The 23,247-nt window shown below is 71.3% G+C and carries 25 protein-coding genes; 13 read left to right on the top strand and 12 right to left on the bottom strand.

Going from position 1 to position 23,247, the window contains the following annotated elements; genetic code table 11:
- Nucleotides 1–345 precede the first annotated feature (345 nt).
- From dapF to miaA, 3 genes are all read right to left on the bottom strand, one after another.
- On the bottom strand, nucleotides 346–1,218 hold the full coding sequence (gene dapF / locus C1703_RS29640; protein ID WP_114255695.1) for a diaminopimelate epimerase: 873 nt from the start codon (nucleotides 1,216–1,218) through the stop codon (nucleotides 346–348).
- A gap of 335 nt (nucleotides 1,219–1,553) precedes the next feature.
- Entirely contained in the window at nucleotides 1,554–2,066 is a 513-nt protein-coding gene (locus C1703_RS29635; RefSeq protein ID WP_198678305.1) for a hypothetical protein, read from the bottom strand.
- Nucleotides 2,067–2,174: 108 nt separating this feature from the next.
- On the bottom strand, nucleotides 2,175–3,113 hold the full coding sequence (miaA, locus tag C1703_RS29630) for a tRNA (adenosine(37)-N6)-dimethylallyltransferase MiaA (protein WP_114255693.1): 939 nt from the start codon (nucleotides 3,111–3,113) through the stop codon (nucleotides 2,175–2,177).
- Between the two features lie 182 nt (nucleotides 3,114–3,295).
- Between miaA and C1703_RS29625 the strand changes: the two genes are divergently transcribed.
- On the top strand, nucleotides 3,296–3,571 hold the full coding sequence (locus C1703_RS29625) for a hypothetical protein (protein WP_114255692.1): 276 nt from the start codon (nucleotides 3,296–3,298) through the stop codon (nucleotides 3,569–3,571).
- Between the two features lie 26 nt (nucleotides 3,572–3,597).
- Nucleotides 3,598–3,951, top strand: coding sequence for an antitoxin (locus tag C1703_RS29620; RefSeq protein WP_114255691.1), 354 nt, complete (start codon nucleotides 3,598–3,600; stop codon nucleotides 3,949–3,951).
- 148 nt (nucleotides 3,952–4,099) lie between these two features.
- Here C1703_RS29620 and C1703_RS29615 read toward each other — a convergent pair whose 3' ends face one another.
- The 4 genes from C1703_RS29615 to C1703_RS29600 form a co-directional block, all read right to left on the bottom strand.
- Nucleotides 4,100–4,813 carry a class III extradiol dioxygenase subunit B-like domain-containing protein gene (locus tag C1703_RS29615; protein ID WP_114255690.1) on the bottom strand — a complete coding sequence of 238 codons (714 nt, stop codon included), beginning with the start codon at nucleotides 4,811–4,813 and terminating at the stop codon, nucleotides 4,100–4,102.
- Nucleotides 4,814–4,964: 151 nt separating this feature from the next.
- The gene (gene miaB, locus C1703_RS29610) at nucleotides 4,965–6,479 is read right to left on the bottom strand and encodes a tRNA (N6-isopentenyl adenosine(37)-C2)-methylthiotransferase MiaB (RefSeq protein WP_114255689.1); all 1,515 of its coding nucleotides are present in this window, start codon (nucleotides 6,477–6,479) and stop codon (nucleotides 4,965–4,967) included.
- Nucleotides 6,480–6,555: 76 nt separating this feature from the next.
- Nucleotides 6,556–7,215, bottom strand: a complete 660-nt coding sequence (locus C1703_RS29605; RefSeq protein WP_114255688.1) for a response regulator transcription factor — start codon at nucleotides 7,213–7,215, stop codon at nucleotides 6,556–6,558.
- Complete coding sequence (locus tag C1703_RS29600) at nucleotides 7,215–8,171, bottom strand: sensor histidine kinase (RefSeq protein WP_198678304.1); 957 nt, start codon at nucleotides 8,169–8,171, stop codon at nucleotides 7,215–7,217. The genes C1703_RS29605 and C1703_RS29600 overlap by 1 nt, the downstream gene beginning before the upstream one ends.
- Nucleotides 8,172–8,382: 211 nt before the next feature.
- Here C1703_RS29600 and C1703_RS29595 point away from each other — a divergent pair, with 211 nt between their 5' ends.
- Both C1703_RS29595 and C1703_RS29590 read left to right on the top strand, forming a co-directional pair.
- A complete protein-coding gene (locus C1703_RS29595) occupies nucleotides 8,383–8,868 on the top strand; it encodes a TrkA C-terminal domain-containing protein (RefSeq protein ID WP_114255686.1) in 486 nt (161 codons plus the stop codon).
- A 4-nt stretch (nucleotides 8,869–8,872) separates the two neighbouring features.
- Nucleotides 8,873–10,090 carry a cation:proton antiporter gene (locus C1703_RS29590; protein WP_114255685.1) on the top strand — a complete coding sequence of 406 codons (1,218 nt, stop codon included), beginning with the start codon at nucleotides 8,873–8,875 and terminating at the stop codon, nucleotides 10,088–10,090.
- Between the two features lie 28 nt (nucleotides 10,091–10,118).
- Here the strand turns inward: C1703_RS29590 and C1703_RS29585 are convergent, their stop codons facing one another.
- Nucleotides 10,119–10,526 (bottom strand): MazG nucleotide pyrophosphohydrolase domain-containing protein, encoded by a 408-nt coding sequence (locus tag C1703_RS29585; RefSeq protein ID WP_114255684.1) that lies wholly within the window; start codon nucleotides 10,524–10,526, stop codon nucleotides 10,119–10,121.
- Between the two features lie 96 nt (nucleotides 10,527–10,622).
- On the opposite strand from C1703_RS29585, the gene C1703_RS29580 reads away from it, so the two are divergent.
- Complete coding sequence (locus C1703_RS29580; RefSeq protein WP_114255683.1) at nucleotides 10,623–11,624, top strand: TAXI family TRAP transporter solute-binding subunit; 1,002 nt, start codon at nucleotides 10,623–10,625, stop codon at nucleotides 11,622–11,624.
- Here C1703_RS29580 and C1703_RS29575 read toward each other — a convergent pair.
- Both C1703_RS29575 and C1703_RS29570 read right to left on the bottom strand, forming a co-directional pair.
- A complete protein-coding gene (locus C1703_RS29575) occupies nucleotides 11,614–13,020 on the bottom strand; it encodes a HAMP domain-containing sensor histidine kinase (RefSeq protein ID WP_114255682.1) in 1,407 nt (468 codons plus the stop codon). The two genes, C1703_RS29580 and C1703_RS29575, sit on opposite strands and share 11 nt — an antisense overlap.
- 9 nt (nucleotides 13,021–13,029) lie before the next feature.
- Entirely contained in the window at nucleotides 13,030–13,716 is a 687-nt protein-coding gene (locus tag C1703_RS29570) for a response regulator transcription factor (RefSeq protein WP_114255681.1), read from the bottom strand.
- A 288-nt stretch (nucleotides 13,717–14,004) separates the two neighbouring features.
- Here C1703_RS29570 and C1703_RS29565 point away from each other — a divergent pair, with 288 nt between their 5' ends.
- The 7 genes from C1703_RS29565 (at nucleotide 14,005) to C1703_RS29535 (ending at nucleotide 20,356) form a co-directional block, all read left to right on the top strand.
- Entirely contained in the window at nucleotides 14,005–14,781 is a 777-nt protein-coding gene (locus tag C1703_RS29565; RefSeq protein WP_114255680.1) for an amino acid ABC transporter ATP-binding protein, read from the top strand.
- An 80-nt stretch (nucleotides 14,782–14,861) separates the two neighbouring features.
- Nucleotides 14,862–15,704, top strand: coding sequence for a glutamate ABC transporter substrate-binding protein (locus C1703_RS29560; protein ID WP_114257647.1), 843 nt, complete (start codon nucleotides 14,862–14,864; stop codon nucleotides 15,702–15,704).
- 75 nt (nucleotides 15,705–15,779) lie between these two features.
- A complete protein-coding gene (locus tag C1703_RS29555) occupies nucleotides 15,780–16,445 on the top strand; it encodes an amino acid ABC transporter permease (RefSeq protein ID WP_114255679.1) in 666 nt (221 codons plus the stop codon).
- Complete coding sequence (locus tag C1703_RS29550; protein WP_114255678.1) at nucleotides 16,442–17,335, top strand: amino acid ABC transporter permease; 894 nt, start codon at nucleotides 16,442–16,444, stop codon at nucleotides 17,333–17,335. Before C1703_RS29555 ends, C1703_RS29550 begins: the two co-directional genes overlap by 4 nt.
- Before the next feature lie 176 nt (nucleotides 17,336–17,511).
- Nucleotides 17,512–19,119, top strand: a complete 1,608-nt coding sequence (locus C1703_RS29545) for an FAD-dependent monooxygenase (protein ID WP_114255677.1) — start codon at nucleotides 17,512–17,514, stop codon at nucleotides 19,117–19,119.
- A gap of 278 nt (nucleotides 19,120–19,397) precedes the next feature.
- Nucleotides 19,398–19,943, top strand: a complete 546-nt coding sequence (locus C1703_RS29540; protein WP_114255676.1) for a cysteine dioxygenase — start codon at nucleotides 19,398–19,400, stop codon at nucleotides 19,941–19,943.
- On the top strand, nucleotides 19,940–20,356 hold the full coding sequence (locus tag C1703_RS29535; protein WP_232840625.1) for a rhodanese-like domain-containing protein: 417 nt from the start codon (nucleotides 19,940–19,942) through the stop codon (nucleotides 20,354–20,356). The genes C1703_RS29540 and C1703_RS29535 overlap by 4 nt, the downstream gene beginning before the upstream one ends.
- Before the next feature lie 95 nt (nucleotides 20,357–20,451).
- Here C1703_RS29535 and recX read toward each other — a convergent pair whose 3' ends face one another.
- Both recX and recA read right to left on the bottom strand, forming a co-directional pair.
- The gene (recX, locus tag C1703_RS29530) at nucleotides 20,452–21,258 is read right to left on the bottom strand and encodes a recombination regulator RecX (RefSeq protein WP_114255674.1); all 807 of its coding nucleotides are present in this window, start codon (nucleotides 21,256–21,258) and stop codon (nucleotides 20,452–20,454) included.
- A 3-nt stretch (nucleotides 21,259–21,261) separates the two neighbouring features.
- Entirely contained in the window at nucleotides 21,262–22,386 is a 1,125-nt protein-coding gene (recA, locus tag C1703_RS29525; RefSeq protein WP_114255673.1) for a recombinase RecA, read from the bottom strand.
- A gap of 288 nt (nucleotides 22,387–22,674) precedes the next feature.
- Here recA and C1703_RS29520 point away from each other — a divergent pair, with 288 nt between their 5' ends.
- The gene (locus C1703_RS29520) at nucleotides 22,675–23,229 is read left to right on the top strand and encodes a hypothetical protein (protein ID WP_114255672.1); all 555 of its coding nucleotides are present in this window, start codon (nucleotides 22,675–22,677) and stop codon (nucleotides 23,227–23,229) included.
- The last annotated feature ends 18 nt before the right edge of the window (nucleotides 23,230–23,247 follow it).

Genomic DNA, 23,247 nt, shown 5'->3' with positions numbered 1-23,247 from the left:
GGGTGCCCCAGGGCGGACACGGCTCAGGGGGCGGCTTCGGTCCCCCGTCCGGGCCGGTGCTTGATGCTATCGAGCCCACCACGCCCGGCTGACCGCCTCTCGCCGAGCGTGAAACTGATCACCCATTCGAGGGACGAATGTGAGGTTTGTACCCCCGCATCTGTGGCCCCTGCGGCTCGCTTCTCGCCAAGTGGCCGATTATCAACGGCCGTTTCGCGCCGAGCGGCCGGAGACGTGCCGCTGCTTCAGCCCGGTTGCGTCCTACTCCTGCAGGGTGTGCTCTGCTCATGCAGGGTGTGCTCTGCTCATGCCGGATGCGTCCCGCTCACGCCGGTTGCGCCCCGCTCATGCGGCTGCGGCGGCCGTCAGCCAGTCCGCGTCGATCTCGCCCTCGGCCACGATCACGGCCGGGCCCGTCATCTCGATCTCGCCGTCGGGGCGCTCGGTGATCACCAGGGTGCCGCCGGGGACGTCCACGGTGTACGTCGCCGGGGCGCCGGTGACCGCCGGGTCGGCGCCGTCGCGGCGGGCGGTGGCCACGGCGACCGCGCACGCGCCCGTGCCGCACGAGCGGGTCTCGCCGGCGCCGCGCTCGTGCACGCGCAGCGCGACGTGCCGGGGGCCGCGGTCGACCACGAACTCGACGTTCACGCCGTCCGGGTAGGCGGTGGCCGGGCTGAAGGGCGGCGGGGAGAGCAGGTCGCCGGCGTGGGACAGGTCGTCGACGAAGGCCACCGCGTGCGGGTTGCCCATGTTGACGTTGCGCGCGGGCCAGCTGCGCTCGCCGACGCTCACCGTGACGTCGCCCTCCGGGAGCAGCGCCCTGCCCATGCCGACGGTGACGTCACCGTCCTTGGCGATGTGGACGGTCTTCACGCCCCCGCGCGTGGCGACCGCGAGGTCCCCCTCGGTCACGTGCCCGGCGCGCTGGAGGTAGCGCGCGAACACCCGCACGCCGTTGCCGCACATCTCGGCGATCGAGCCGTCGCCGTTGCGGTAGTCCATGAACCACTCCGCCTCGGCCGCCAGGTGCCGGGCCTCGGGGTGCGCGGCGGACCGCACGACGTGCAGCAGGCCGTCGCCGCCGATGCCCGCGCGGCGGTCGCACAGGGCGGCGACGGCGACCGGGGGCAGGTCGATGACGTTCTCGGGGTCCGGGACGATCACGAAGTCGTTCTCGGTGCCGTGGCCCTTGAGGAAGGCGATCCGCGTGCTCATGCCTTCGATCGTACGGGGCACTCCACGGGGAGGGGCCCGGTGGTGGTCGCGTGCGGGGACGGCGTGGCTGGTCGCGCAGTTCCCCGCGCCCCTGAGGGGCGCTCCAGCCTGCGGCGCCCTAGGGGGCGCCCGCGAAGTCCCGCCGTCCGCCCGGAGGGCGGGCCCCGCGGCGTCATGGGGGTCCCCCCTGCTCGGGCGAAGCCGAGGGCTTGGGGGAGCGTTCTCTCGGCGTGCCGGGCGGACGCCCGCGTACTGGTTTGTACTCGGGTGTTCGCCCGGTGCGGCGAGAGGGCGTGCCGGGCGTCGCGGGGCAGGCGGGACTTTGCGGACACCCCCTAGCGGAGCCGGGCCACCCGCCACACGGCCAGGGCGACCACTGCCGTCACCATCACGGCGTACGCGAGGACGACGCGCCAGTCCGGTCTGCGGCCGGAGCCCTTGGCCGGCAGGCCCGGCCAGGTGTAGCCGACGCGGCGGGCCGCCATCATGCCCCAGCCGGCCGCGCAGGAGCAGATCAGCAGGCCGAGCATGGCGATGACGGCACCGCTGTCGCCGAAGTCGAACGCGAGCGGGAACGCGAACATCAGGGAGCCGAGCGCCGCCAGGCTCACGATGGGCGCGAGCTGCCAGATGCGCAGCCGGCGCTGCGGGCGCAGCTCGACCTCGACCTCGCCCGCGAACATCTCGTCGGGCTCGGGGCCGTCGTCCGTCACACTCGGCGTCTCGTCGGGCCCGTCGGAGCTGAGACGGTCCGTCTCCTGCTCCGGTCCGTCCTCGTGCTCCGGCACATCCCGCTCGGCGGTGATGTGATCGGTGCCTTGTGCGGTGTCGCGAGGGCCGGCCTCCATCGCCACGCGCCCTCCCAACTAGGACTCAACTCGGTCGATCGAAGCTCGATGATGGCACGCCGCCGAAGGACCGGATGACGGCCTGGGCGTCCCGATGCCATGACGTGATCAGGCTGTAACCGGTCGTTCGACCAAAGACAGCGCGAGCTGCGGAAGTTCCGTGAGGTCGGCCGCGGCCCCACTCAACCAGTGCACCCGCGGATCCCGCCTGAACCATGAATCCTGACGGCGCGCGAAGCGCTTGGTGGCACGTACGGTCTCGGCCCGCGCTTCGTCGAGAGTGCACTCCCCGGCGAGCGCCGTGAGCACCTGCTGGTAGCCGAGCGCGCGCGAGGCCGTACGCCCTTCACGCAACCCCTGCGCCTCCAGTGCGCGCACCTCGTCGACGAGACCGGCGTCCCACATCCGGTCGACCCGGCGCGCGATGCGCTCGTCCAGCTCGGGGCGGGCCACGTCCACGCCGATCTGGAGCGTGTCGTACACCGAGTCGTGGCCGGGGAGGTTCGCGGTGAAGGGCCTGCCGGTGATCTCGATCACCTCCAGGGCGCGGACGACCCTGCGGCCGTTGCTCGGCAGGATCGCGCGCGCGGCCTCGGGGTCGGCGGCGGCCAGCCGGGCATGCAGCGCGCCCGGGCCGCGCAGCGTGAGTTCCTCCTCCAGGCGGGCGCGGACCTCGGGGTCGGTGCCGGGGAACTCCAGGTTGTCGACGGCCCCGCGGACGTACAGTCCGGAGCCGCCGACCAGGATCGGCCAGCGGTTCTCGGCGAGCAGCGCCTCGATCCGCTCCCTGGCCAGGCGCTGGTACTCGGCGACGGACGCCGTGACGGTCACGTCCCAGATGTCCAGGAGGTGGTGCGGGACTCCGCCGCGCTCCTCGGGCGTCAGCTTGGCGGTGCCGATGTCCATCCCTCGGTAGAGCTGCATGGAGTCGGCGTTGACGACCTCGCCACCGAGACGCTGGGCCAGGAAAACGCCCAGATCGGACTTTCCGGCCGCAGTTGGGCCGACGACGGCGATGACGCGGGGGGCGGGGGGTGCACTGCTCACCGCCCCAGTCTCGCAAACCTCCCACCCCGCTCTCGAACGAGTTACGTGACGCCACGGCCCCGGGGTCGTTGCCCGTTGCGAGGTTCCTGCCGCCGGATCACAGAGGCGGTGGCCCGGGCCGCGCAAACGGACGCACCGGGCAACGCGGGATTTCGCCCGCACGAGTAACGTATGGAGTGGATATGGGCGTTTTTGCACGACTTCTCCGGCGGTCGAAGGCCACAACGGAGGCGTCGTCTGCCGCCGAGGCACAGGCCGACACGGCGAAGGCCGGGTCCGAGGCGGAGGAGGCGGCCGAGGCAGCGGAGGCGAAGGGGGCCGACGGAGCCAAGGAGGCGGACAAGCCCGCCACCGAGGCCGGCGCCGAGGTCACCGAGACCGAAGGCGTCGACATCCCCAAGCAGCAGTCCTCCGACAAGGCGGCCGACAACGAGGCCGGCGAGGGCGCCCGCACCTGAGCGTCCCGCGCGAGGGAAGGTGAACCATGGGTCTTTTGGACAACGTGAAGGCCAAGCTGGGCCCGGCCAAGAGCAAGGTCTCGGACCTCGCGCAGCGGCACGAGGACAAGATCCAGCACGGTCTCGACAAGGCCGCGCAGGTCGTCGACAAGAGGACCAAGGGCAAGTACAGCGACAGGATCCAGTCGGGCACGGGCAGGGCCAAGGGCGCCATGGACCGACTCGCGCACCAGGGCGACAGCGGACGGGACGCGGGCGGCACGACGCCGCCGCCCGGCACGAGCGGCACCACCCCGCCGCCCGGCACGAGCGACCGCACCCCGCCGCCCGGCACCAGCGGCATGACACCGCCGCCGGACGCACCACCGCCCGCTTCCTGAACGCACAACGGCACACTGAAGGGCACATCGGCGGACGGCCGTGGAGCAGGAGCGCTCCCGGCCGTCCGCCGTTTCCCGCGCCCGGGCGCCCGGGCGCCCGGGCGCCCGCAGGCCCGCAATCGTGCCGCCGTCCCCGCCGACGGCCCGTCTACGACCAGGTGGCGACGAGGTACCCCACTCCGTACGGCGCGTCCTCGTACAGCAGTGATCCGCCGAGGCCCGCGCCCTCGGCCGCGCCCGCCAGGACCTGCCAGGGGGCCCGGCCGGACACCTTCAGCTCGCGGGCGAGCCCGGGGTCCAGCGCGGTGAGTGCGGCCAGGTCCACGGCGCTCAGCGCACGCGCGATCTCCGCGTCGAAGGGCGCCGCCCGTTCGTCGAGATAGCCGGGGGCCTTGAGCGTCCGGCACGCGCTGGCGTCGCCCATCACCAGCAGGGCCACCCGCTCGGCCCGGTCGGCGACGTCCCTGCCCGTCCGGACACACCGCGCGGGCGCGAGCTCGTCCCCCACGCCGAGCCCTTCGACCGGGGCGTGCGACCACCCGGCCCGCTCCAGCAGCCAGGCGGCCACCGCCAGCGAGTACGGCAGCGGCCGTTCCGCGCCGGCGGCCTCGCCCGGCCCCAGTCGTACGCCGAGGTCGACGCCGAAGCCCCGGAACGACCCCGGAGTGCCCTGCGGGTACGGCTGAGGCCCGGCGCCGTCCACCGGCCCGACGACCACGAGCCGGTCGGGCCGGGCGGCGGCGACCACGCCCAGCGCGTCCGTACAGGCGGCTCGCGCGGCGTCCAGCTCCGGAGCGGCGCCCGCGGCGACCTCGGGAACCAGCAGGGGCGGGCAGGGGCAGACAGCGGCGGCGACAAGCATGATCGGCAGGGTAACCCTCAGGGTCCGCCCCCACGCACGCCGATCACGACGGCGTCGCACCTCCTCCGGGTGCCCGGGGAACGGAGAGCCCTGTTCCACGGCTCACACGGCCGCAAACGGCTCCCGCAGCCCGGGGCTGACGCAGCCGCGCTCAGTCGCAGCCGCAGGCGCTCGCCGCGACCGGCAAGGGCTCCGGGGCGCCGATCTTCGGCAGGCCCAGCATCACACCGGCGGGCTTGGCCTGCTCGGCCGCGTTCCGCTTCTCCCAGGCGTCGCCCGCGCGCGTGCGGCGCACGTCGAGGACGGGGCCCTCGGCGAGGAGGTGGTGCGGGGCGGCGTAGGTGATCTCGACCGTGACCACGTCGCCGGGGCGGACCTCCTGGTCCGGCTTGGTGAAGTGGACGAGTCGGTTGTCGGGGGCGCGGCCGGACAGACGGTGGGTGGTGTCGTCCTTGCGGCCCTCGCCCTCGGCGACCATCAGCTCCAGCGTGCGGCCGACCTGCTTCTTGTTCTCCTCCCAGGAGATCTCCTCCTGGAGGGCGACGAGACGCTCGTAGCGCTCCTGGACGACCTTCTTGGGGATCTGGCCGTCCATCTCGGCGGCCGGGGTGCCGGGGCGCTTGGAGTACTGGAAGGTGAAGGCCTGCGCGAAGCGGGCCTCGCGCACCACGTGCAGCGTCTGCTCGAAGTCCTCCTCGGTCTCTCCGGGGAAGCCCACGATGATGTCCGTGCTGATCGCGGCGTGCGGGATGGCGGCGCGGACCTTCTCGATGATCCCGAGGAAGCGCTCCTGGCGGTAGGAGCGGCGCATCGCCTTCAGGACCGGGTCGGAGCCGGACTGGAGCGGCATGTGCAGCTGCGGCATCACGTTCGGCGTCTCGGCCATGGCGGCGATGACGTCGTCGGTGAAGTCGCGGGGGTGCGGGGAGGTGAAGCGGACGCGCTCCAGGCCGTCGATCTTCCCGCAGGCGCGCAGCAGCTTGCTGAAGGCCTCGCGGTCGCCGATGTCCGAGCCGTACGCGTTGACGTTCTGCCCGAGCAGGGTGACCTCGGAGACGCCCTCGGCGACCAGGGCCTCGATCTCGGCGAGGATGTCGCCGGGGCGGCGGTCCTTCTCCTTGCCGCGCAGGGCCGGGACGATGCAGAACGTGCAGGTGTTGTTGCAGCCGACGGAGATCGACACCCAGGCCGCGTACGCGCTCTCGCGGCGCGTCGGCAGCGTCGAGGGGAACGCCTCCAGGGATTCGGCGATCTCGACCTGCGCCTCCTCCTGGACGCGGGCGCGCTCCAGCAGGACCGGCAGCTTGCCGATGTTGTGCGTGCCGAAGACGACGTCCACCCAGGGCGCCTTCTTCACGATCGTGTCGCGGTCCTTCTGTGCCAGGCAGCCACCGACCGCGATCTGCATGCCGGGGCGGGCGGCCTTCTTCGGCGCGAGGTGGCCGAGGTTGCCGTAGAGCTTGTTGTCGGCGTTCTCCCGCACGGCGCAGGTGTTGAAGACGACGACGTCGGCCGCGTCGGCGCCCTCGGGGGCGCGGACGTACCCCGCGTCCTCCAGCAGCCCGGCCAATCGCTCGGAGTCGTGGACGTTCATCTGGCACCCGTAGGTGCGTACCTCGTACGTGCGCGTGCCGCCCACTGACTGGCTCCGGTCGATGCTGCTCATGGGGACAAGGGTAGGCGGTCGGCGGAAGTGGCTCGGTCGCCTGTGGACAACCCGGCCCCGGAACCCCGCCCGGGGCTCAGGGCTCGATGAGTCCGGCCCTGATGGCGTACCGGGTCAGCTCCAGGCGGTCGCGCATGCCGAGCTTCTGCAGGAGGTTGGCGCGATGGCGTTCGACCGTCTTGGCGCTGATGAAGAGGAGTTCGGCGATCTCCTTCGAGGTGTGGCCCTCGGCGACCAGCTTGAGGATCTCCTCCTCGCGCTCGGTGATGGCGCGTGCCGGCAGGCCGTCGCCCCGGCGCAGCCGCTCCAGGTAGGAGCGGACGAGGGTCCGTTCGGCCCCGGGGTAGATGAACGGCTCGTCGCGCACGGCCGCCCGGCAGGCCTCGACCAGGTCGCGGTCGGCGACGGACTTGAGGACGTAGCCGCTGGCCCCGGCCCTGAGCGCCTCGAAGAAGTACTCCTCGTTGTCGTACATCGTCAGGATCAGGATGTGCAGGCCGGGCAGCCGGCGGGACAGCTCGCGGGCCGCCTGGAGGCCGGTCATGCGGGGCATGGCCACGTCCAGGACGGCCAGGTCGACGGGGGTTTCCCGGGCCCGTGCGACGGCCTCGGCCCCGTCCCCGGCCTCGGCGACCACGGTCAGGTCCGGTTCCCCGTCGAGGATGAGGCGCACGCCTCGGCGTACGAGGGTGTGGTCGTCGGCGAGCAGGACGCGGATCGGGGTGGGGGTGGGCATCAGCGGGGTCCTTGGGGTCCTTCGGTCACGGGGATGCGCAGCCGTACGTCGGTGCCCCGGTGCGGGGCCGGTTCCACGGTGAGGGCGGCGCCGACCAGGAGGGCGCGCTCGCGCATCCCCGTGATGCCGGCGCCCTCGGGTGCGCCGCCGAGGCCCCTGCCGTTGTCGCGTACGAGGAGTTCGACACCGCCGGGCACCGGCTGGAGCCGGAGTTCCGCTCGGTCGGCGGCGGCGTGCCGGGCGGTGTTGGTGAGGCCTTCCTGGGCCACCCGGTAGACGACGAGTTCCGATTCCGGGGTCAGGGCGGGGAGGTCGGCGCTGACGTGGTGGCGCACGGTCAGCCCATGGGTCGTGAACTCGGCGGCGAGCGAGCGCAGGGCGCTGGCCAGTCCGAGTTCCTCCAGGACTCCGGGGCGCAGCCGGCGGGCGATGCGGCGGACCTCGTCGAGTCCGGCCCGGGTGGCCTCCTGCGCCTGGCCCACGTCCTCGCGCAGGTCCTCGGGCACCCGGTCGGCGACGCGCTTGAGCTGGAGGAGGACGGCGGTCAGGGTCTGCCCGACCTCGTCGTGGAGCTCCCGGGCGATCCGGTGCCGTTCGCTCTCCTGCGCGGAGAGTGCCCGGGCGGCGCCCGCGGCCCGCTCGGCCTCCAGCCGGTCGAGCATCCTGTTGTACGTCGTGATCAGCCCGGCCGTCTCCGCCGGGCCGGCGACCACCGGGCGGGATCCCGGTCGCAGCAGGTCGGCGGTGGCCATGGCCCGGCCCAGGCGTTGCAGGGGTGCGAGGCCGAAGCGCAGCACGAGCGCGTTGCCCGCGAGCAGCAGCGCAAGGCCGCCCAGCAGGACGACCGCCTCGCCCGCCAGGACCGGGGTGGAGACGGTGACCGGGCCGAGCAGCAGCGCGGTGGCCACGACCAGTCCCGCGGCGTTGAGCGAGAAGATCCGCCAGAACAAGGACACGTTCCTGGATCCGTCCCTTCCGGCTTTCGCGTACGACATCGCCCCCTCCACCCTCTCCGGCGGCCGGCCGCTGCGTATATCCGTCACGACACCCATGTCGTCACCGTACGGCCGGATGGCAGCATGCGGAGTTGACCGTTTGATGATCGACACCAGTCATCACCACACCGACAAGAAGCGCTACCAACCACACGAACTAGGGGAAAGAAACGTGTCAGCACCGCGCCTGAGGGCGACGCCGCTGCCGGGCATCGGGGTCCAGTACGACCTGGAGACCCGGGAACACCGCCATCTGTCGGTGGTGGCGCACCGCGACGGGACGCGCACGGTCAACGTGTACCGGGCCGACGATCCCGACTCCTGCGCGCAGTCGCTGCGGCTGACCAGTTCGGAGGCGGGGTCGCTGATCGACGCGCTGAAGCCGTCGCACCACAGTCCGAGCCTGCTGTACACCACGGACCTGGGGCTGGTCGCCGAGCGTGTCGAGGTGGCCGCGACCTCGCGCTGGAACGGGCGGGTGCTGGGTGACACGCGGATGCGGACGGACACGGGCGCGTCGGTCGTGGCCGTGCTGCGCCGGGCCGAGGCGATCCCGTCGCCCGCACCCGATTTCCGGCTGGCGGGTGGTGACACGCTGATCGTCGTCGGCACCCGTGAGGGCGTGGACGCGGCCGCGACGATACTCGGTCGGGAGTGAGCCGGTGCACTCCGCGGTCCTGCTGATCGAGTTCGGTTCCATCATCCTCGGCCTCGGCCTCCTCGGCCGGTTCGCCGCCCGTTTCCAGCTGTCGCCCATACCGCTGTACCTCCTGGCCGGCCTGGCGTTCGGCGAGGGCGGTCTGCTGCCGCTGGGCGCGAGCGAGGAGTTCATCGCCACGGGCGCCGAGATCGGCGTCATCCTGCTGCTGTTGATGCTGGGCCTGGAGTACACGGCGACCGACCTGGTCTCCAACCTCAAGACCCACTACCCGTCCGGTCTGGTCGACTGCGCGCTCAACGCGCTGCCCGGGGCGGCGGTGGCGCTGCTGCTCGGCTGGGGGCCGGTGGCCGCCGTCGTCCTGGCCGGTGTCACCTGGATCTCGTCGTCCGGCGTGATCGCGAAGGTGCTCGGCGACCTGGGCCGGGTCGGCAACCGGGAGACGCCGGTGATCCTCAGCGTGCTGGTGCTGGAGGACCTGGCGATGGCGGTGTACCTGCCCATCGTGACGGCGCTGGTGGCGGGGGCCGGCCTGATGGCCGGGAGCGTGACCCTGGCGATCGCGCTGGGCGCGGCCGGGCTCGTGCTGTTCCTGGCCGTGCGCTACGGCAGGGTCATCTCACGGTTCGTCTCCAGCGACGATCCGGAGAAGCTGCTGCTGGTCGTGCTGGGCCTGACGATCCTGGTCGCGGGTGTCGCGCAGCAGCTCCAGGTGTCGGCGGCGGTGGGGGCCTTCCTGGTGGGCATCGCGCTGTCGGGCGAGGTGGCGGAGGGCGCGCACACCCTGCTGAGCCCGCTGCGCGACCTGTTCGCGGCGGTCTTCTTCGTCTTCTTCGGGCTGCACACCGACCCGTCGAGCATCCCGCCCGTCCTGCTGCCGGCCCTGGGCCTGGCCGTCGTCACCGCGCTGACGAAGATCGCCACCGGCTACTGGGCCGCCCGGCGGGCCGGGATCTCCGTCAAGGGCCGCTGGCGGGCGGGCGGTGCGCTGGTCGCCCGCGGCGAGTTCTCGATCGTCATCGCGGGGCTCGCGGTCGCGGCCGGCATCGAACCGTCCCTCGGCCCCCTGGCCACGGCGTACGTCCTGATCCTGGTCGTCCTGGGGCCGCTCACCGCGCGGTACACCGAGCCGGTGGCGACCTGGTGGGCCCGGCGCCGCGAGCCGCACCGCACGGAGCCGACGCCCCGGGCGGCGGAGGCGGAGGCACCGGTGGCCGACTGAGGGAGGGTGGGCGCCAGGGCAGCCCGGGTCACTCGCCCCCGCCCGGCACCCACCCCTGCTTCCGCAGCACGCCCGGCACATCCGGTGCCTCGTAGTGCTCGCCCTTGAGGACCTTGCCGTCCGCGCGGCGGGAGACGGAGCCGTCGGGGCCGATCTTGGTCATGTTGGAGCGGTGGACCTCGGCGAGCACCGCGTCGAGGTCGATGCCGTGGACGAGGGCCGTGCCGTACGCGACGTAGACGACGTCCGCCAGCTCGTGCGCGAGCCGGTCCAGCGGGCCCGTCACCGACACCTCGGCCACCTCCGCGGCCTCCTCCGCGAGGAGTTCGCCACGGTGGGCGGCGAGTTCCGGGGGGATCTCCGTCGGGCTGCTGCGGACGTCCAGGCCGAAGGCGCGGTGGAATTCACGGACCAGGTCAGCGGGCGAGGAGCTCATGACGGCGACTGTAGTGGCCGCCACTGACACCCCGGTCCGCCCGGCCCGGGGCCCCGCCCTGGTCAGACCGGCCCCACGGCTGGCAGGATCTCGCGCATGTCCAGGACGCTCCCCCGTATCGGCAGGCGCCGGGCCCTGCAGGGCGGTGCCGCCTCCCTCGTGGTGCTCGGGCTGCTGCTGTGGTGGCTGCGCCCCTGGGCCGAGGAGCCACCGGCCGGGACGATCAGGTTCAGCACGGGCACGCGCGCGGGGGTCTACCACGAGTACGGCGAGCTTCTGCGCGCCGAGATCGACAGGGACATGCCGGATCTGAAGGTGCGGCTGCTGACCAGTGCCGGCTCGCAGGAGAACGTGGCGGACGTGGCGACGGGCAAGGCCGACTTCGCGATCGCCGCGGCCGACGCCGTCGCCACGTACAAGTTCGACAACAGCGCGGGCGCCGACCGGCTGCGCGGCGTCGCGCGCCTGTACGACGACTACGTCCAGCTGGTCGTGCCGCCCGACTCGGACATCCGCTCCGTCGCGGACCTGCGCGGCAAGCGCGTGGCCATAGGGCTGCCCGACTCCGGTGTGCGGCTGATCGCGAACGGTGTGCTCAAGGCGGCCGGTATCGACCCGGAGAAGGACATCGAGCCGTCGTCGGACGGCATCGACACCGGGCCGAAGCGGCTGGGGCACGGCCTCGACGCGTTCTTCTGGTCGGGCGGGCTGCCCACGGACGGGCTCAGCCGGCTGGCCAAGAAGTCGGCGTCGGCCTTCCGGTTCGTGCCGATCGACGCCTCACTCGTGGCCAAGCTGCACGACCAGGGCGGTGCCACGCGGTACTACCGCGCCACCAAGATGCCGGAGTCGGCCTACCCCACCATCCAGCGCGGCGAGCCGGTGCCCACGCTGGCGGTGTCCAACCTGCTGGTGACGCGCAACGACATGGATCCCCGGCTCACCGAGTGGCTGACCCGCACGGTGATCGACAGCCGGGACGGCATCGGCGCGACCGTCCACTCCGCACAGCTCGTCGACGTCCGCACGGCGATCTACACCGACCCGCTCCAGCTGCACGTCGGCGCCCAGCGCTACTACCAGTCGGTCAAGCCGTAGGCCCCGACCTGGGCACGCGCAGGGTCACCCGGAGTCCGTGCGGTTCGTTGCGGTCGAAGGCGATGGAGCCGCCGCCGGCGGCGAGCAGCGCCCGGGAGATGGACAGTCCGAGGCCCGAGCCCTTGATGTTCTGGTGCCGGCCGCTGCGCCAGAAGCGGTCGCCGATTCGGGCCAGCTCCTCGTCGGTGAGGCCGGGGCCGTGGTCGGTGACGACGATGGTGGAGGTGTTGCCGTTGGAGGCGACGCCCACCTCGACGGTCTGGTCCTCGGGCGTGAACTTCACCGCGTTGTCGATGACGGCGTCCAGCGCGCTGGAGAGCGCGACCGGGTCGGCCCACGCGGTCGTGGGCGGGCAGTCGCCCACCAGCCGTACGCCCTTGGCCTCGGCGGTCGGCGCCCAGGCCGCGACGCGTTCGGCGGCGAGCTCGCCGATGTCGGTGATCTTCAGGTCGGCCTCGGTGTGCTCGGCCAGCGCCAGGTCGAGCAGGTCGTCCAGGACCTGCGCGAGGCGCTTGCCCTCGGCCTGGACCGAGGCGATCTCCTGGTTGCCCTCGGGCAGTTCGAAGGAGAGCAGCTCGATGCGGAGCAGCAGCGCCGCGAGCGGGTTGCGCAGCTGGTGCGAGGCGTCGGCGACGAAGGCGCGCTGCTGCTCCAGCACGTCCTCGACGTTGTCCGCCATCTCGTTGAACGACCGGGCCAGGCGTCGCAGTTCCGGTGGCCCGCCGGCGGCGGCGACCCGGGACTTCAGCCGTCCGGTGGCGATGTCGTGGGTGGTGGCGTCCAGGACCCGCACCGGCTTGAGCACCCAGCCGGTCAGCCGCAGGGCGGCGCCGACGGCCAGCAGCATCGCGGCGAACTCGCCGGCGCCGATGACCAGCCAGCCGTGCAGCGTGCGCGAGCGCATCTGCCCGGTGGGCGAGTCGGTGACGACGACGGCGACGACGTCCCCGTCCCGGATGACCGGCGAGGCGACCACGAGGTTGCGGCGCTGCCAGGGCCACACCTGCCGGGGGTCGTGGCTGCGGCGGCTGAGCAGCGCCTCGTCGAAGGCCTCGCGCACCTCGCCCTCCTCCGGCAGCGACCACCTGGCCGGGGCGTGGGCCATGGCACGGCCGCTGCGGTAGAAGACACCGGCCCGGATGCCGTAGACCTCGTGGTAGCTGGCGAGTTCGCTGCTGAGCGTCGCCAGGCGCTCGTTCTCGAACGCGCCGGCGGTCCCGTCGGGCGAGTCGGTGACGAACTGGGCGAGGGCCGCGAAGCGCGCGGTGTCGTCGATGCGGTCCACGACGACCTTCTGCTGCTGGGCGCCGGCCAGGCTGACGGCGAGCGGCACGCCGAGCGCGAGCAGCACGGCCGCCATCAGGACGATCAGCAGCGGGAGCAGACGAGTGCGCACCCGGCCCCGCTATCCGGCAAGCGCGACGAGCCGGTAGCCGACTCCGCGTACGGTCTCGATGAGGGCGGGCATGCGCAGCTTGGCGCGCAGGGACGCGACGTGCACCTCCAGGGTGCGGCCGGTCCCCTCCCAGCTGGTCCGCCACACCTCGCTGATGATCTGCTCCCGGCGGAAGACCACCCCGGGCCGCTGTGCGAGCAGGGCCAGCAGGTCGAACTCCTTGCGGGTCAGCTGGATCACCGTTCCGTCCACGCTGACCCGGCGCGTGGGCAGCTCGATGTGCACCGGGCCGAGCCGCAGCTCGGTCTCGATGCCGCTGGAGGTGTCCTCGTGGGAGGTGCGCCGGCTGACCGCGTGGATCCGGGCGAGCAGCTCGCCGGTGTCGTACGGCTTCACCACGTAGTCGTCGGCGCCGAGGTTGAGGCCGTGGATGCGGGAGCGCACGTCGGAACGGGCCGTCACCATGATCACGGGGGTGCTGGTGCGCTTGCGGATCTTGCCGCAGACCTCGTACCCGTCCTGGTCGGGCAGGCCCAGGTCGAGCAGGACGACACCGAAGCCGTCGACCTCGGGGACGAGGGCCTGGAGGGCCTCCTCACCGCTGCGCGCGTGCGTGACGTCGAAGCCGTGCCGCGCCAGGACCGCCGACAGGGCGGCGGCGACGTGGTTGTCGTCCTCGACGAGCAGCAGTCTCACCCGGTCCCCCTTCGGTTCACTGGCCGTACGATCTGTTTGTGTACAAAAACGCGTGCACGCGCGCGTGCACCTTGTGCAGTCACGCTGATGGATGAGGACGGCGTCAAGAGGGTTCCGGTTGCGGAGCCCTTCCGTTACCCGGCCGATATGAGCACTGCTGACAAGTGCTACGACACGTGTCCGATTGCTATCGGATCGTGATGCTCAGATTCCCCTCAGATGTAATGACGCAGGTCGTAGAGGGTTACTACTGTCCTCCGAAACCGAGGAGGACGGAGCCTGAGAGCGATGACCGAAGTATCGGTGGCCAAGGAAGATGTGGCCGCGACCGGCGAACTGGTCGTCCTGAAGAGCGTCAACAAGCACTTCGGCGCGTTGCACGTACTCCAGGACATCGACCTGACGATCGCCCGCGGTGAAGTCGTCGTGGTCATCGGACCCTCCGGGTCCGGCAAGTCCACCCTGTGCCGCACCATCAACCGCCTGGAGACGATCGACTCCGGCTCGATCACGATCGACGGCAAGCCGCTGCCCGCCGAGGGCAAGGCCCTGGCGAAGCTGCGCGCCGACGTCGGAATGGTCTTCCAGTCCTTCAACCTCTTCGCGCACAAGACCGTGCTCGAGAACGTGATGCTCGGCCAGATCAAGGTCCGCAAGAAGGACAAGCGGGCGGCCGAGGAGCGGGCCCGTGCCCTGCTCGACCGGGTGGGCGTGGGCGCGCAGGCCGACAAGTACCCGGCACAGCTCTCCGGCGGCCAGCAGCAGCGCGTGGCGATCGCGCGGGCGCTGGCCATGGAGCCGAAGGTGATGCTCTTCGACGAGCCCACCTCCGCGCTCGACCCCGAGATGATCAACGAGGTGCTGGAGGTCATGCAGCAGCTCGCCCGCGACGGCATGACGATGATCGTCGTCACCCATGAGATGGGTTTCGCACGATCGGCGGCAAACCGCGTGGTGTTCATGGCGGACGGCCGAATCGTCGAGGAGGCTGCGCCCGACCAGTTCTTCAGCAATCCGCGCAGCGACCGCGCCAAGGACTTCCTTTCGAAGATCCTGCACCACTGACGGCGGGTCGCGCCGGACGCGACACACGTCGCCCACCCCTTGAGGGCCTGCATCTCTTCACCAGTCAAAGGATGTTCATCATGAAGCTCCGCAAGGTCACCGCCGCCTCGGCCACCGTCTTCGCTCTCGCCCTGACCGCCACCGCGTGCGGCGGTGACAACGGCGGCGACAGCGGTTCGGACGGCGGCGGCAAGACGATCACCGTCGGCATCAAGTTCGACCAGCCCGGCCTCGGCCAGAAGACGCCGCAGGGCTACGCCGGCTTCGACGTCGACGTCGCCACCTACGTCGCGAAGAAGCTCGGCTACGACGCGGACCAGATCGAGTGGAAGGAGGCGAAGAGCGGCGACCGCGAGACCATGCTGCAGCGCGGTGACGTCGACTTCATCGCCGCGACCTACTCGATCACCCCGGAGCGCCAGGACAAGGTCGACTTCGCCGGCCCGTACCTGCTGGCCCACCAGGACGTGCTGGTCCGCGCCGACGACAACTCGATCAAGTCGCCGAAGGACCTCAACAACAAGAAGCTGTGCTCGGTGTCCGGCTCGACCTCGGCGCAGAACATCAAGGACAAGTACAAGCTGGCGCCCGATGCCGACCTGCAGACGTACCCCACGTACTCGGCGTGCCTGAGCGGTCTGCAGAACAAGGCGATCGACGCGCTGACCACCGACGACTCGATCCTCGCCGGTTACGCCGCCCAGGCTCAGTTCAAGGGCAAGTTCAAGCTCGGCGGCTTCAAGATGACCAACGAGAACTACGGCATCGGAGTCAAGAAGGGCAGCGACCTGAAGGACAAGATCAACAAGGCCCTGGAGGAGATGGTCTCCGACGGGTCCTGGCAGAAGGCCGTTGACAAGAACCTCGGCCCGGCCAACTACAAGAACGAGCCCGCGCCGAAGATCGGCGACATCAAGAGCTGAGGCAACGCCTGACGGGTGCGCCGCCCTCCGGGGCGGCGCACCGGGGCATCCCTATACGCGGAAGCGCGGGAGATCGTGTTCGACTTTCTGAGTGACTACGACATCCTGGGAGCCTTCTGGACGACGGTGCAGCTCGCCCTGCTCTCGGCCGTCGGCTCCCTGATCTGGGGCACCCTGCTGGCCGCCATGCGCGTCGGCCCGGTGCCGCTCATGCGCGGCTTCGGGACCGCGTACGTGAACCTCGTGCGGAACATCCCGCTGACCGTGATCATCCTGTTCACCTCGCTGGGCCTCTACCAGACCCTGGGCATCGACCTCGGCGCCGACAGGACGGAGGCGATCAACTTCCGGCTCGCTGTGCTCGGTCTGATCCTCTACACCTCGGCCTTCGTCTGCGAGGCGCTCAGGTCCGGCATCAACACCGTGCCGGTCGGCCAGGCCGAGGCGGCCCGCGCCATCGGACTGAAGTTCTCGCAGGTGCTGTGGCTGGTCGTGCTGCCCCAGGCGTTCCGCTCGGTGGTCGGCCCGCTGACGAACGTACTGATCGCACTGACGAAGAACACCACGGTGGCCGCCGCGATCGGTGTGGCGGAAGCGGCCTTGCTGATGAAGGAGATGATCGAGAACGAGGCACAGCTTCTGCTGATCTCCGCGATCTTCGCCTTCGGGTTCGTGTGCCTGACGCTGCCGACCGGTCTGATCCTCGGCTGGGTGGGCAAGAAGGTGGCGGTGAAGCGATGACTTCCGTTCTCTACGACGCGCAGGGACCGCGCGCCAAGCGGCGCAACGTCCTGTTCACCGTCGTCTTCCTGGTTGCCCTGGCGGCCCTGCTGTGGTGGGTGTACAGCACCCTCAAGGACAAGGGCCAGCTCGAGTGGGCCCTGTGGAAGCCCTTCTTCACCAGCGGTGAGCCCTGGTCGACGTACATCTGGCCGGGTCTGCAGAACACGCTGAAGGCGGCGGTGCTCGCCGTGCTGATCGCTCTGCCGCTGGGTGCGGTCTTCGGTATCGCCCGGCTCTCGGACCACGTCTGGATCAGGGTGCCGGCCGCGATCGTGGTCGAGTTCTTCCGGGCCATCCCGGTGCTGATCCTCATGATCTTCGGGCTCGCGCTGTTCGCGGAGTACACCAACGTCTCCTCGGACGACCGTCCGCTGTACGCGGTGGTCACGGGCCTCGTGCTGTACAACGCCGCGGTCCTCGCCGAGATCGTCCGCGCGGGCATCCTGTCCCTGCCCAAGGGCCAGTCCGAGGCCGGAATGGCGATCGGCCTGCGCAAGGGCCAGATGATGCGGCTCATCCTGCTCCCGCAGGCGGTCACCGCGATGCTGCCGGCCATCGTCAGCCAACTCGTGGTGATCGTGAAGGACACGGCGCTCGGCGGTGCGATCCTCACCTTCCCCGAGCTGCTCTCCTCGGCGAACACGATGAGCGGCTACTACGGCGCCAACGTCATCGCCAGCTTCACGGTCGTCGCGGTCATCTTCATCGCCCTCAACTTCGCCCTCACGTCGTTCGCAAGCTGGCTGGAGCAACGGCTGCGGCGGGCCAAGAGGTCGACGGGCGCGGTCGTCGGCGTGGACGATCTGGCCACCGGAAACACTCAGACCGGGGGCGGAGCCGGCACCTGACGCTCGCTCACCTCACGTGACACACTGAGGGGCAGTGGCATGATCGCCACTGCCCCTGGTCACTTGACGCAAGCACCGGCAATGGGTTGCATACGTTCTGTGATCGTGCACCCTGCTCCAACTTCCTGTTCACCCACGTCTCTCAGGACATCACCACGGGCAGGGGGCGCCGCGCCGTGGACCCGGTGATCATCGTCGGAGCGGGGCCCGTCGGGCTCACGCTCGCCCTGGCCCTGGCGCGTCAGGAGGTGCCGTGCGTCGTGCTCGACGAGGGGCCGGGCAAGGACGAACCCCGTGCGGCGCGCACCGTCGTCCTGCGTGAGGACACCGCCGCCCTCATGGAACGCCTGACCGGTGTGCCCCTGGACGAGGTCGGTGCCCAATGGGCCGGATGGCGGTCGGTACGGCGCAAGCAGGTGATGCGTGAGGTCTTTTTCGACGGCAGCGAGCCGATCCCGCTGCACATCACCCAGCACGTCCTGACAGGCATCCTGCGTTCCGCCCTCGCGCGCGAACGGTTCGTCAAGATCGCCGTGGACAGCCGTCTCGACGGCATCGAACAGGAGTCCTCGGGCGTCACGGCCCACACCCGAGGCCCCAACGGCACGTACTGGCGCGGCAGTTACCTGGTCGGCTGCGACGGCCCCCGTTCCACCGTGCGCAAGCTCCAGGACATCCGCTTCCCGGGCCGTACGGCGGTGGAACGTCACGCCGTCGCGGCCCTGCGTACGGAACTGCCCTGGCACAACGAAGCGTTGCTGCACCGCATGCCGCCCTGGCGCATGTCGGGCCCCTCGGCCGGCGAAGTCACCGCACGCCCGCTGCCGGACGGCGTCTGGCGCCTGGACTGGCTCCTGCCCCCCGGCAAGGACCTGGTCACCCCCGAGCTGCTGCTGACCCGCATCCGGGAGACCCTGGCCGGTTGGTCCGGCGGCAGCACCCCGCCCTACGAGCTGCTGGACACCGGCGTCCACACGGTCCACCACCGTCTGGCCCGCCGCTGGCGCGCCGACCGCGTCTTCCTCGCCGGTGACGCGGCCCACCTGCTCGGCGCCCTGGGCACGCACGGGCTGGACGAGGGGCTGCTGGACGCCGACAACCTCGCCTGGAAACTTGCCCTGGCCTGGCACCACGGGCCGCACGAGACGCTCCTCGACAGCTACCAGACCGAACGCCGGGCGGTCGTCGCCGCCCGGCTGCGCGCCGCCGACCAGGCGCTGCCGCTGCTGCGCGGCGGCGGAGGCCTGCGCTCCTACGTCCCCGGCTCGTCCCGCGGCCACGACGCGCTCCTCACGGACGGTCACTTGGGGCACGGCCAGCTGGGCGCGCCGGGGGCGTACGCCGATTCGCCGCTCGCACCCCAACGCCTCGAAGGAGAGGTTCCCGTCGACACACTGCCGGGAGCGCCGGTCACCGACGTCCGCGTCACCGCGGAGGACGGCACCTTCGTACGGCTGCGGGACCGGCTCGGCCGAGGCGCCCTGCTCGTGGTGCTGATCGCGCCGGGCACAGGCGTGTGGGAGCGCAAGCACTGGGCCAGGGCGGGCATCATGCCGAGGCTCGCGGCGGCCGTCACGGCACTGCCGCACCCCGCCGAACTGCTCGTCGCCGAGAGCTACCCGGGCGCGGCCGCGCACACGGTGCTCCTGGTCCGCCCCGACGGGCACCTCGTCACCGCCCTGAGCGGAGTACGCCCGGAAGACCTGTACGCGGCGGCGGAGGCCGCTGTCGGAGGACCCGCTAAAGCCCAGGCGGGAGCCGGTGCTTCGACCGGCTCACCCTGACGTCCACACCGGGTGACGTGCTCACTGTCACCGTGCGTCCGCATGGTGACAGTGAGTTGACCGGCCCGGATGGTCATGGTGTACTCCGGTGCGTGACCGACACCTGTGTGCGCCTGTGGCGGAGGGTTCATATGGACCTCCTCCGCTATGCGGGCTGTGTGTGTCGTCCGTCCTGCTGACCTCGCATCTTCTTCCTCCTGTGCGCGCGCCGCGCTCTCTCCGCGTCGGCTGCCGCGCCTCCTTCGCGAACCCTCATCAGGACCCTCAGGACGGCACCCGTGTCTGTATCCCCATCCCCTTCCGCGCCTCCCTCTGCCTCCTCCGCCCGTTCGGCTCCCACGCAGGCCGACCTCTTCGACTTCGTCCGGCGCACGGCCGCCGACGCTGAGCTGATCGCCTCCCTGCCGCTCGACCCGGAAGGCCGCACCTGGGTGCGGCTGGACGGCCCAGGCGGCAGCGAGGCCTGGCTGATCGGCTGGCCGCCCGGCACGGGCACCGGCTGGCACGACCACGCCGACTCCGTGGGCGCCTTCCTCACCGCGGCGGGCGAGCTCAAGGAGAACGCGCTCGCCGCGCGGCTGCCCACCGACGGCTGGAAGACCCTGGAACTCACCGACGGCGTCGACCGGGAGCGCCGGCTGCCGGCCGGTCAGGGCCGCGCCTTCGGACGCCACCACGTCCACGAGGTCCTCAACGAGTCCTCCGACCGGCACGCGATCTCCGTCCACGCCTACTACCCGCCCCTGCCGCAGATCCGCCGCTACAGCCGCAGCGGGCCGATCCTGCGCCTCGAGCAGGTGGAACGACCGGAGGACTGGCAGTGAGTACTCCTGCGCCTGCCAACGGCGAGGCCCAACCCCCGCTGGGGATCGACGAGTTGCTGGAGCGCGTACGCGCTGGCTACGAGCGGATCGAGCCGCGGGAGGCCTACGAGGCCGCCCGGGCCGGCGAGGCGCTGCTGGTGGACATCCGCTACGCCGCCCTGCGCGAACGGGACGGCCTCATCCCCGGCGCCCTCGTCGTCGAGCGCAACGAACTGGAGTGGCGTCTCGACCCCCAGGGCAGCCACCGCCTCCCCGAGGCCACGAGCCACGCCCTGCGCATCGTCGTGATCTGCAACGAGGGGTACGCCTCCAGCCTGGCGGTCCAGTCCCTGCACCAGTTGGGGCTGTATCGGGCCACGGATCTGGTCGGGGGGTTTCAGGCTTGGCGGGGGGCGGGGTTTCCGGTGGGGTGAGGGGGTGATCGGCGGTGTGGGCTTCTCGGGGGGCTTCCCCCCTCCCCCCCCCCTCCCCGCCCTCCCCTCAGAACCGCGTCGGCAGCACAGCTGCCTCAGATCCCCTCGTCCCCCAGAAACTCCGTGTCCTCCCCCTCCTCCTCCAGTGCCTGCCGGACCACGCGCAGGGCCATGCCCTCGGGGTAGCCCTTGCGGGCGAGCATGCCCGCCAGGCGGCGGAGACGCTTGTCGCGGTCGAGCCCTCGGGTGGAGCGGAGCTTGCGCGCGACGAGTTCACGCGCGGTCGCCTCTTCCTGCTCGGAGTCGAGCTGGGAGACGGCCTCGTCGATGAGGGTCGAGTCCACGCCCTTGGTGCGCAGTTCCCGGGCGAGGGCGCGCCGGGCCAGTCCTCGGCCGTGGTGGCGTGACTCCACCCAGGCGTCCGCGAAGGCGCTGTCGTTGATCAGGCCGACCTCTTCGAACCGCGACAGCACCTCCTCGGCGGCATCGTCCGGGATCTGCCGCTTGCGCAGGGCGTCGGCGAGCTGCTTGCGGGTCCGCGGGGTCCCGGTGAGCAGGCGCAGGCAGATCGCCCGAGCCTGCTCGACCGGGTCCCCTGGAGGTGCCCCCTGCTCGGCCCTCGACGAGGAGAGGCCACCTCCGTCCTCGGCGTCGGTCGCCTCACCGAAGCCGCGTCGGCGCCGTCCGCGCCCACGACGCGGCCCGCCGTCACGCGAGCCGCCCCCCGGTGAGCCGCTCCCGTACGACTGCTCGCCCCCGTACGACTGCTCACCTCCGAAAGACGCCGCCCCGTGCCCGTCCTCCCCGTCCACGGCTGAGCCCGTGTCGCCTCCGGTGCCCCTCCCCCGTGGGGCACCGGAGGCGGTGTACTCGTACTCCGCCCAGTCGGTTCGCCGTGTCACGGGTCAGCTCTTGGCGGCAGCGGCCTTGGTCTTGGCCGTCTTGGCCACCGCCGGGGCGGGCACCGACTTCGCGTCGTCCGGCGCGGCGGAGACCGCGGCGTCCGCGCCCGGCTCGGCGGCCGGCTCCTCCGGTCGCACGCCGACGCCCAGCTTCTCCTTGATCTTCTTCTCGATCTCGTTGGCCAGGTCGGGGTTGTCCTTCAGGAAGTTGCGCGCGTTCTCCTTGCCCTGGCCGAGCTGGTCGCCCTCGTACGTGTACCAGGCGCCGGCCTTGCGGACGAAGCCGTGCTCCACACCCATGTCGATGAGGCCGCCCTCGCGGCTGATGCCCTGGCCGTAGAGGATGTCGAACTCGGCCTGCTTGAAGGGCGGCGCGACCTTGTTCTTGACGACCTTGCAGCGGGTGCGGTTGCCGACCGCCTCGGTGCCGTCCTTCAGGGTCTCGATGCGGCGGATGTCGATGCGCACGGAGGCGTAGAACTTCAGGGCCCGGCCACCGGTCGTGGTCTCCGGGGAGCCGAACATCACGCCGATCTTCTCGCGGAGCTGGTTGATGAAGATCGCGGTGGTCTTGGACTGGTTGAGCGCGCTGGTGATCTTCCGCAGGGCCTGGCTCATCAGGCGGGCCTGCAGACCCACGTGGCTGTCGCCCATCTCGCCCTCGATCTCCGCGCGCGGGACGAGCGCGGCGACGGAGTCGATGACGATGAGGTCGAGGGCGCCGGAGCGGACCAGCATGTCCACGATCTCCAGGGCCTGCTCGCCGTTGTCCGGCTGGGAGAGGATGAGGTTGTCGATGTCGACGCCGAGCTTCTTCGCGTACTCGGGATCGAGGGCGTGCTCCGCGTCGACGAAGGCGACCTGGCCTCCGGCCTTCTGCGCGTTCGCCACGGCGTGCAGGGTGAGGGTGGTCTTACCGGAGGACTCCGGTCCGTAGATCTCCACGACGCGGCCGCGCGGCAGGCCGCCCACGCCGAGGGCCACGTCCAGGGCGGTGGACCCGGTCGAGATGACCTCGATGGGCTCCTTGGACCGCTCGCCCATGCGCATGACCGCGCCCTTGCCGAATTGCCGTTCAATCTGTGCGAGTGCGGCATCCAGGGCCTTCTCGCGGTCGGTTCCTGCCATGGGTTCCACCCGATTTGCTTGAGTCGATCGCTTCACGTCAAAGACGCTAACGCCTGCCACTGACAATGCGCCCCGACGCCCGTCCGGCCTGTGGATAACTCGGGCACTTCTCCACCCAAAGTACGTCGAAACGCCCTTCGTTGAGCCTCACCGGAGACTCCATAAGAATGGATGTTCGATTTTTGTGTCAAGCGCACCACGCGGCCCTTCCGGCACGGGCCGCACGGTGGCCCGTGCCGGAGTACCGTGCCCTGACAGCCGAGGCCTGCCTCGGGGAGGGGGAGACGGATGTGCCGGATCGACGCGGTGGCCAAGGAGGCCGCCGTCGCACGGTTCCTCGAGAAGTTCCCGAGAGCCCCACGGGCCGGCCGGGACCACCCCGCGCTGCGCGGCTGCGAGGACATCGCCTGGGCGGAGTTCCCCGGCTGTCCCGCCGGGATCCCGGCCCTGCTGCGCGCACTGCTCGATCCGGCCGCGGCTCCGGAGGCCGAGCGGGTGCTCGGCAACGTCCTGATGGACGGTGTCTTCCACATGGGCCCCGCCATGCCGGCGGCCCTGCCGTTCCTGCTCCGCCTGGCGGCCGGTCCAAAGGCTCCGCTGCGGACCGGGCTGGTCGAGCTCCTGCTCGTCGTCGCGGAGCTCTCCTCGCCCGTGGACGGGAGCAGCGAGCGGGCGGTCCGGGTCTTCGGCAGCGACCGTGACCACCCGGAACGCGCGCAGTGCCGGGCCGTGTTCGCCGAACATGCCGGCCTGGTGCACGGTCTGCTGGACGGCAGGACGCTGCCCGACGGATTCCTCGGCCCCGACGATCGGGCGAGCCTGCTGCGGGCCGCGACACCGTGAGGGGCGGGGCGGCGTCCG

This window comes from Streptomyces sp. Go-475 (genome assembly GCF_003330845.1).
GTDB lineage: Bacteria > Actinomycetota > Actinomycetes > Streptomycetales > Streptomycetaceae > Streptomyces.
Note: the sequence above shows the minus strand (reverse complement) of the source record. Positions and strands in the feature narration are given on the sequence as shown.